We start from the raw sequence: 635 nt of genomic DNA, 5'->3' as shown, positions 1-635 counted from the left end.
GGCGGTGGGCACGCCGCCGGGGGCGGGGCCGGCCTCCACCTCCAGTGCGGGCAGGCCCTGGAGTCCGGGGAGGATCTCACGCAGTCGCGCGGCCAGTTCGGAGGCCCGCAGCCGCGAGGCGGGGGACTTGGCGAGGCACTGCTGGAGCAGGTGCCACAGCTCGTCGGGCAGGCCCGGGAGCGGGGCGGCCTGTTCGGTGACCTGACGGCGCAGGACGGCGCCGCTGTGGCCGCCGCCGAAGGGGGTGAACCCGGCGAGGAGCTCGTAGAGGACGGTGGCCAGGGCGTAGATGTCCACCGGGGCCCGGGAGGGAAGTCCCTCGATGATCTCCGGGGCCATGTAGTCGGGGGTGCCGACGACTCCCGATCCGGAGCCCCGGCGGGGCTCGTCGACGAGGTGGGCGACCCCGAAGTCCGTGAGCAGGGCGACCGGTCGCCCGCCGTCGGTGTCCAGCAGGATGTTCTCGGGCTTGACGTCGCGGTGGACGATGCCCGAGGCGTGCGCGACGGCGAGTCCCGCGGCGATGTCGGCGACGATCGCGACCGCCTCACCGGGGGCCAGGGGGCCGTGTTCGCGCAGGTGGGTCCGGAGGTCGGGGCCGCGCACGAGGTCCATCACCAGGGCGAGGTCGGGAC

General features: G+C 75.1%; 1 protein-coding gene. It reads right to left on the bottom strand.

Annotation, left to right across the window (positions count from 1 at the left end):
• Positions 1 to 635 (bottom strand): serine/threonine-protein kinase (locus tag FNQ90_RS25920; RefSeq protein ID WP_182608528.1); only part of this gene is annotated, 635 nt, incomplete at both ends.

Source organism: Streptomyces alkaliphilus (genome assembly GCF_014141535.1).
In the GTDB taxonomy this organism is placed as follows: domain Bacteria; phylum Actinomycetota; class Actinomycetes; order Streptomycetales; family Streptomycetaceae; genus Streptomyces; species Streptomyces alkaliphilus.
This window is presented reverse-complemented; position numbering and strand designations above follow the sequence as displayed.